This window comes from Candidatus Poribacteria bacterium, from assembly GCA_021295715.1.
In the GTDB taxonomy this organism is placed as follows: domain Bacteria; phylum Poribacteria; class WGA-4E; order WGA-4E; family WGA-3G; genus WGA-3G.
Map to the genome: position 1 here is coordinate 22,410 of JAGWBV010000039.1, position 8,599 is coordinate 31,008.

Here is an 8,599-nt window from a genome sequence, read left to right on the forward strand (position 1 = left end):
AATCACTGAAGTCGCTCGAAAAAGTGATCCAGAAACGCCTCCGCCGCTACTTTAATGTAGACCTCTGCATTTGGATTCGGATGTCGGCGTTCGTGCCGTAGGTAGGCGACTGTCATACCGCTTGTCAAAGTGCCTTCGGTTTCCACTTGCACATGTGCCGGAACGCTTTGAAAATAATCTGGGTGTGTAAGCGTGCCAATCGGGAGCGCATCGTGGATGTGAAACCCCCAGAATCCAACGTGCTGACGGTAAAATTCCATGCAGGAGTGTGTCGCATCCTTAAGGAATTGAGAAATTCTGTTCGGGCGTTTATCGGTTTCGGCGTGTAATCGTTCGCCGGTTAAGATGAGTTGGTGTGTTGCATCGAGAGGGACAATGTGAATAGGTACATCGAAGTGGAAGACTTCGTGCGCCGCATGCGGATCGACAAAGATATTAAATTCAGCAGTCGTTGTGACATTACCGTATTCCTCAAACGCACCACCCATCACAACAATTTTCTGCAGCCGTTGCATCTTCGCTGAATCTTTGCGAATTGCCTTGGCGATATTTGTCAGCGGACCGAGGGCGACGAGCGTGAGTTCATCTGGATAGCGTGTTACCGTTTCAAGGATGAGATCGATCCCTGAAGTGGATGAGATGTTTGCGTCTGCAGGAGGATACAACGGACTACCATCTGCTTTTCGGAGTTCGCTGATATTTCCTAAGCCATCATCACCGTGGACGTGGGCAGCTGTTACGAGAGGTTTTACGAGCGGTTGTGCTTCGCCTTCGGCGATACGTGGGTATTCCTCTAAAGTGAGAACTCCAAGGATTCTTAACAGGTTCTCTGTTCCCTGTGTCACGGGGACATTTCCACAAACGGTTGTTAGTGCTTCTATGTGTAATTCGGGTGAAAGCATTGCAAGGAGAATCGCGAGTGCATCGTCTACACCCGGATCCGTGTCTATAAGAATGCGTTGCATATTTGTCTTCCTTTCTCCTGTTTTATTGATTTTACCATTACGGAACGATTTTGTCCAATGGCAGAACGATTTTAAGCAGAGGCATTCAATCTCTCCCATAATTTCGGTTTTTAGGTTTTACTATCATTGTAGACTTTATTATATTTACGCACCCCTAAAAAAATAAATTTGCATTTTTAAATAAAATATGTTATTATAAATAATGTAAAAATATATTAATATAACTTACGCTGAGTCCTCTTTTGTAGCATAACCTGTTAGGTTGTGTCGCGCAACGCCTATGTTTTTTAGACGCTATCGTCAAAATTGCGTCCGTCCTGATTTTCTCGATCCTGATTCAGACAACGGACGTTACAAACTCGGATCAAACGAATGGTCAAACGATTCATGTTCGGGGACAAAAAAGTTACACTTTTTACCAAATTATTTTTTTCCCAACATAGAATCGTAACCGAGAAACACACGAGAACTCCACGTCTCCACTGGGATCTCAACCAAAACCCGCACAGAAATGCTAATTTAAAAATGTTATAAAAACGTAACATTTTAAGGAAAAATTCTATGAAACTCCAAGAAGAACACAAAGAATTTGTCGTTAAGGGATACGCCTGTTTTATGAAACCCAGTGAAATCCTCAATAACTTCATGATTGCTTTCGCATCCCATATTGCCGAAGCGTTCCTCGAAGGCCGCGCAGTTGAACTCGAAAAAGAAGCCGTAGAAGAAATCTTACGCAAAAAGGATCACTTTACAGAAGTGCATTACCTAAAGGACCATGAACCTAACATCTATCAATTCGATTTGTATAAAACCATAACTACAAAAAAGGGCATCCAACAAAGAAGGCAGGTCTTTGTAAACTGGAAAATGATCATTGCACAGATCAATCGTTACAATAAGATACTCAGAGGAAAGTGCGAAAATAACTTCCGCAGACTCAACATCACACACCCTCAATTCCCTCAGAAATATCGAACCCTCTTCAACGAAACCCGCGAACAATACCTCGCCAGCTACCGCACTGCAAGTCTCAGCCTTCCCGAAAATCTTATCCTCGAATTGGAATTTCTATACGGTCTCACAAAGGAACTCGTAATCGAAAAACGCGATCTCAAATACATCACCCAAGCCTCCCAGATCCTCAAAACCATCGCCGCATGCAACGCCGTCAACCAACAAGAGCAACCCCTCGATATCACACCTCAAGATGTCAACGCTCTGCAAGACACCCAGAAAACATTGACCGACCAACTCAAAAAAGAGACCCGCCAATTGCGAAAACACACAGAGAACACAGATGCCTAACACCCACACGCAAAACCCTAAACGTGTCTACCACTACAAACAAGGTATCGGTATCTGTTTTGTCTCACTTCTTTTCTGCTGTTCACCACTTATGGCACAGGTGAATATCTTTACCGGTGAAACGATGCGCCAGATGCGATTGGAATCCGGTCTGTATAACAGTATTGCACTGGATTTAACCTATCGTTCTGGCAATACAGATTTCCTTACAACTCGGACTCGATTTCGCTCAGATTATCTCACAGAATCCTATCACGGTTTCGTTTTCGGAAGTCTTCAGCAAGGCAGAAAGAGTGGCGAATTTTTTATCAATAAAGGTATGGCACACGCTCGAATTATCCGAAATTTGACCCCGCATGTCCTTTTTGAATCCTTTGTTCAGAAGCAATTCAACGACTCGATTCTACTAAATGATCGGAATTTGGTAGGCGGTGGTGTCCGGTTCGCATCGCGTCCGCGTGATTCCAAATTTAATCTCTATCTCGGCATCGGTGCGATGTGGGAACACGAGCGCATTAATGACAAAAATCGCGGCGTGATGACGACCCGTGTCGTTCGATCCACAAATTACATCAATTGGACTGGGCAACTCGATGAACGCGTCACGACGAGTGCGACAGGATACTATCAGGTCTATGTCCGACGTTTTCAAGATTATCGCATCCTTTTTGAAGGGAGCATTACGTTCCCATTGACGACAAAATTATCTTTTCCACTCCGAATGAATTTCCGATACGATAGCGAACCGCCTACCGGAATCCGAAAACATGATGTGGAAATTTTTAACGGATTAAGGTATACTTTTTAAGGGTTATCGGTCTTCGGTTCTCGGTTTTCAGTGAAGAGGAATTCTGTAACAACCTTTCCTGCTTTCGGGACTCCAAGACATGGTGAATTTGTTACCAAGAAACCTCTGAACCGACAACCGAAAACTGACAACTGGTAACTATTAAAAAAGGAGCCGTCTAATGAAGCAGGTGAGAACCTACACTTGGGAAATGGCGATGAAAATCTGTATCGGCGTATGGTTTATTGCGCTGTGCTCGAATATCGGATGGGCGGATGGGCATCTCCAGATACTGGAAAGCGAGAAGCAGATCGTCTTAAAGGGTAAAATTTCTGAGGCACTCGGAGAATACGATTCGCATTTAAAAGGAGCCGTTGAATATCTCGTTTGTGGACACAACGGCAAGGAATATGAGAGCATTGTTGTTGTCAATGCGACAGCGAAGGAAATTTACGAGGCACTTGAAAAACTTGGTGTTGCGATAGGTACGCCGCCCGGCTATGATGAAGAAAAAGATGAACCGACACCACCAAGGGGGACCAAGTTTAATGTTTATGTGGAATGGAAAGTTGGCGATAAGGCGAAAAAAGTTCGTGCCGAAGAACTAATTTACAATGTAAAAACCCAAAAACCGATGTCGAATGTTACTTGGATCTATTCCGGTTCACGGATCGTATCAGATTTGGATAGCGATGATGAGGATGCCATGATACCGCAGGCGTTTATGAGCAACGATATTGTCGCTTTGAAGCGGTTTGATGCGAGCGCACTCTTCCAGAATCCGCTCCCTGAATCGGAAGAGGAGAACATCTATAAAAAAAACGATGCCTTGATGCCAAAACTTGGGACACCTGTTACGCTCACGATTGAGGTTAACCGGAAAATGCAACTGTATGTGCTAATCACTGGCAGGGTGCAAGGCGTAGGGTTCCGCAATTTCACACAACTTAATGCTAAGCAGCTTGGTATTAATGGCTATGCTAAGAATCTACCAAACGGTAAGGTAGAGGTTGTCGCAGAGGGTGATAAGTCGCAGTTGGATGCATTAATCGCTTTGCTAAAGGAGGGACCGCGCTATGCAAGAGTTGATGCGCTTGAGATTGACGAACGTCCCTTCACAGGCGACTATGAGACTTTCGGCGTTCGGTATTAAAGTATGACGCAGGCACCACCCGCTTTTGTATCGGGCATACTCCTCGCAGCAGGACTCTCCACTCGGATGGGGGAACCGAAGCAGCTACTCCCTTTCGGGGAGAGCACTATTGTTGAGACCGTAGTGGACAGTATGCTTGGTGCCAAGTTTGATGAGGTTATCGTTGTTGTGGGGCATTACGCAACGCAGATTCAAGAACAACTAACGTCGCGTCCCGTCAAAATTGTTTTCAACCCTGACTATCAGGAGGGTATGTTGACTTCGGCACAGGCGGGTATACGGGCGCTGAAGGAAAGTAATGCATTTTCGCTTATGTTGGTCGACCAGCCTTTCATCACCGCCGCGTTAATAGATCGGGTTATTGATGCCTATGTCCGAACGGACAAAAAGATTGCACTACCGAGTTATAATTATAAACGGGGGCATCCAGTTATCTTCCATCGCGAGTATGCCGACGATATTCTTGACTTAGAAGTGGAGAGTGGCGGCGTGCGGACGCTCTTCAAAAGATATGCCGACGATATTCATTATGTTACAGTCGATACAGACCGGGTACTACGGGATATAGATTATCGCGAAGATTATGAACGCGCCCTGCAGGAAAAGTGAAACGGGACCACATAGACACGTGAGGGGGAGAAAAATGAAAGAATCTCGCAAAGATACACCAGAAATCCCTGAATCCATTCCTACTACGATGACATTAGCGGAATTTCTTGAGCACGATGTTCCGGGATATGAATACGTTGAAGGCAAATTAGTCCAGAAGTCACCACCAGAAATGTACGTGCCGATACCTACCACGATGACATTAGCGGAATTTCTTGAGAATGATGTCCCAGGATATGAATACGCCAAAGGAGAATTAATACCGATTTCCCCAGCGACGAGAAGACATGGTAGGATTAGTGTCAGCATCATTAGGTATTTGGATCCCTATGTCTACGAGAATGAGTTGGGGGAAGTCTATACAGCAGAGACGATATTCCAGGTTGGGGAACGTGTGATGAAACCAGACGTTGCGTTCGTTTCAACTGATCGCTTGGATGTTGACGAAGACAAGTCGTTTCCGATACCACCTGATTTAGCGATTGAAGTGGTCTCTCCGACGGATGTTCACTACCGTATCGTCCGCAAGGCATTTGACTATCTGGAGGCAGGGACCCGCCGCGTCTGGGTGCTTGATCCTGTCGCCAAAACGGTGACGGTCTATCGTTCTAAAAGCGACATTGCGCTACTTACATCCGAAGCCACGTTAACCGGTGAGGATGTCGTGCCGGGGTTTACCTGTCCCGTGGAAAAGTTGTTTGAATAACCTGAGCCACATTTATCTAAAGGATAATTAAAAATCCGTAGAATCCAGTGCGTAGCTCGTAATCAAATGGAGAGCGGATGGGCGGAAAGGGGCTTCAGATCTCAAACCTATCTGACCGCACCGCAAGGAATAATTAAAAAGTGTTTAAATCCATCGAAAACGTTCAAGTAACATGTGAAAAACATGACTATATCGCTGATAGTGGTTTAGCAACGACCCTCTATCTCGCCCATCATCTCAAAAAACCTATCTTTCTCGAAGGCGAACCCGGTGTCGGTAAGACTGAAGTCGCTAAAGTGCTCGCGGATTCAACAGGCGCGAAACTCATTCGGTTGCAGTGTTATGAAGGTTTGGATGCGAACAGTGCCTTGTATGAATGGAACTATACACGGCAAATTTTGCAACTTCGCATTGATGAGGCACGCGGACGAGAAAAAGAAAACATCGGGACGGATCTCTTCAGCGAAGCGTTTCTATTGAAACGTCCTTTGCTCGAGGCTATCCAGAGCGATGGTGATGAGCCACCCGTCCTACTCATTGACGAAGTAGACCGGAGCGACAGTGAATTTGAGGCGTTTCTACTTGAGATTTTGTCCGACTTCCAAATTACTATCCCCGAAATCGGGACAATTCAAGCGAAACACATTCCCTATGTTGTGCTTACCTCAAACCGGACGCGGGAGGTCCACGAAGCACTCAAACGCCGGTGTCTCTATCAGTGGATCGATTATCCGACTGTGGAGAAGGAGTTAGCAATCGTTCAAACGAAACTACCACAGATTGATGAACACCTTGCACAGCAGTTGTGTGGGATGATGCAACTCTGGCGGCAAGGGGATTACTATAAGAAACCCGGTGTTGCGGAGACCTTGGATTGGGCTTTGGCGCTCATGGCACTCGGTAAAGCGCAGTTGGATGCGGATGTCGTTGCGGAGACGCTCGGATGTGTCTTCAAATATCAGGACGATATTCAACGCGCACAAACCTTAGACTTATCTGAATTAGGATCTTCGGATGAACCAAAGTAAAAAAACGCGACACGTTGAAATAAAAATTTTCAGAGGCGTCGGTTATCTCCTTTTAGTAGGTGCAGCGTTTTGTACCATGATACCGATGCTGTGGTTATTGACATCCTCTTTTAAAACCGCCAACGAAATTTTTGCTGTCCCTATTCAATGGTTCCCGAGTTTTCCCCCGCGCGTCGCAGCATCACCTTATATTGTCGAAGATGCCTATCCTGAAATTAAAAAACCGGCACTGGTGGATGAAGCAGAATGGGAAACCCTGCAGCCCCAACTCACACAAATAATTTGGTCTCAGGCACAGGCACATATCGCAGCGAATGCGAAACTTGCTAATTATGTTTCATCCGAAGAATTGAAAACCGAAATAATTGAGGGGTTATGGCAACAATTGGTCACAGGCTTGCCAGACGAAGTCTGGAACGGCACAACGGATTCGGCTGCTACAGCGGTCCGAGACGCTATTATTCCTGAAGCAGTTGATACAATCTGGGGGGCGGTGTATCGCGAAGTTGCGGTTGGAACGCTCCAAATAGAAGACCTCGACTTCAATCGCACCCCCATTGAGAGCGTGAACTGGGAGGCAGAGACAGGCACGCGTATACGCACGTCAGACGATCTCCAGACGGCTGCGAGTCTATCCTACAATTTCCAAGGCAGCGATACTGTTCGTATGACAGCAACGGTTGCCTCGCCTATTCCAATCGAACGGATACGACGCCTCACGCTTCCTGTGCGTGGGGATGCCTCATATCACCGACTTTCTTTAAGTGTGTCTGTGCCGCAGTCTGCGACGGATACTGACGGAACCAACAATGGCGTTACATATCAACCGGCACGTTCTTTCGTTATAGGGAGCGCGCTGTGGACAGATTCGGTCTGGCGACTGCACGGTATCCCCGGTGAGTTAGAGTCTTCACACATCACGATGCAGAGAGTAGGGGCAGGTCTTGTGCCTGCCCAATCAGCAGGTCTTGTGCCTGCCCAATCAGCAGGTCTTGTGCCTGCCCAATCAGCAGGTCTTGTGCCTGCCCAATCAGCAATGGACGTAGGGAATGGAAGTCAATTGTTCCTGCAACTTACGATTCATCAACCGGCTTACCTGTCAATTGTGTGGGATAAGTTCACATCAAACTATCGAAATCTATGGAAGACGGTGCCGTATAATCGGTATTTTGTTAACAGTATTTTTATTGCCACGGCATCAACGCTTCTCACGCTGTTTTTCTGCTCGCTCGGTGGTTATGCGTTTGCCAAGTATCAATTCCGTGGTCAAAAAATTCTGTTCGGTATCCTCCTCGCTTCTATGATGGTGCCATTTCAGGTATTACTCGTTCCGTTGTTTGGGTTGATGTACGATATCGGTTGGCTCAATAGTTACAAAGCGATTATTATCCCGTTTTCGGTCGGTGCGTTTGGCGTATTTCTGATGCGTCAATTTATTGTCACGATTCCGTCTGAACTGCTGGATGCGGCGCGTATTGATGGTTGTTCCGAGTTCGGTATCTACTATCGGATTGTGCTGCCGATCATCAAGCCTGCGCTTGGGGCGTTGACGATCTATTCGTTTTTGGGTTCATGGAATGGGTATCTCTGGCCCCTCATTATTTTACGGGATGAGGTGAAATATACGCTACCGATCGGATTAGCGAATCTCGTGGGGACCTATCGTCAAGATTACGGTATGTTGATGGCGGGAACACTGCTATCGCTTATGCCGATCGTTATTCTGTTTTTAGCGATGCAACGTGAATTTGTGCAGGGTATTACTTTAGGAGGCGTCAAGGAATAATTAAAATTCTTAGGACTTACACACGTTGCTCTTTTGTAGCATAACCTGTTAGGTTGTGTCAGGAAACCTTAAACACAAAGGCGTAGCCTGCAACAACGGCGCAGGCGGATATAGGAGATGCACTTGATAGTTCTAACAACCGTTATTTCTCCGCAAGGTAAAATTAAAAAGCCTGCAACAACGGCGCAGGCGGATATAGGAGATGCACTTGATAGTTCTAACAACCGTTGTTTCTCCGCAAGGTAAAATTAAAAAGCCTG

8 protein-coding genes are annotated in these 8,599 nt (G+C 46.1%); 7 read left to right on the forward strand and 1 reads right to left on the reverse strand.

The window, feature by feature from the left end; genetic code table 11:
- Nucleotides 1-2 precede the first annotated feature (2 nt).
- On the reverse strand, nt 3-965 hold the full coding sequence (locus J4G07_11215; GenBank protein ID MCE2414567.1) for a nucleoside hydrolase: 963 nt from the start codon (nt 963-965) through the stop codon (nt 3-5).
- 561 nt (nt 966-1,526) lie between these two features.
- Between J4G07_11215 and J4G07_11220 the strand changes: the two genes are divergently transcribed.
- The 7 genes from J4G07_11220 to J4G07_11250 all read left to right on the forward strand — a co-directional run bounded on the left by J4G07_11220 (nt 1,527) and on the right by J4G07_11250 (nt 8,339).
- Complete coding sequence (locus tag J4G07_11220; GenBank protein MCE2414568.1) at nt 1,527-2,270, forward strand: hypothetical protein; 744 nt, start codon at nt 1,527-1,529, stop codon at nt 2,268-2,270.
- Entirely contained in the window at nt 2,263-3,078 is an 816-nt protein-coding gene (locus J4G07_11225; protein ID MCE2414569.1) for a DUF481 domain-containing protein, read from the forward strand. The genes J4G07_11220 and J4G07_11225 overlap by 8 nt, the downstream gene beginning before the upstream one ends.
- A gap of 862 nt (nt 3,079-3,940) precedes the next feature.
- Nucleotides 3,941-4,210, forward strand: coding sequence for an acylphosphatase (yccX, locus tag J4G07_11230; GenBank protein MCE2414570.1), 270 nt, complete (start codon nt 3,941-3,943; stop codon nt 4,208-4,210).
- A 3-nt stretch (nt 4,211-4,213) separates the two neighbouring features.
- Nucleotides 4,214-4,819 (forward strand): nucleotidyltransferase family protein, encoded by a 606-nt coding sequence (locus tag J4G07_11235; GenBank protein ID MCE2414571.1) that lies wholly within the window; start codon nt 4,214-4,216, stop codon nt 4,817-4,819.
- Nucleotides 4,820-4,991: 172 nt separating this feature from the next.
- Entirely contained in the window at nt 4,992-5,525 is a 534-nt protein-coding gene (locus tag J4G07_11240; GenBank protein MCE2414572.1) for a Uma2 family endonuclease, read from the forward strand.
- Between the two features lie 140 nt (nt 5,526-5,665).
- Nucleotides 5,666-6,553 (forward strand): MoxR family ATPase, encoded by an 888-nt coding sequence (locus J4G07_11245; protein MCE2414573.1) that lies wholly within the window; start codon nt 5,666-5,668, stop codon nt 6,551-6,553.
- Nucleotides 6,540-8,339: an ABC transporter permease subunit gene (locus J4G07_11250; protein ID MCE2414574.1), complete on the forward strand. Its 1,800-nt coding sequence runs from the start codon at nt 6,540-6,542 to the stop codon at nt 8,337-8,339. The genes J4G07_11245 and J4G07_11250 overlap by 14 nt, the downstream gene beginning before the upstream one ends.
- The last annotated feature ends 260 nt before the right edge of the window (nt 8,340-8,599 follow it).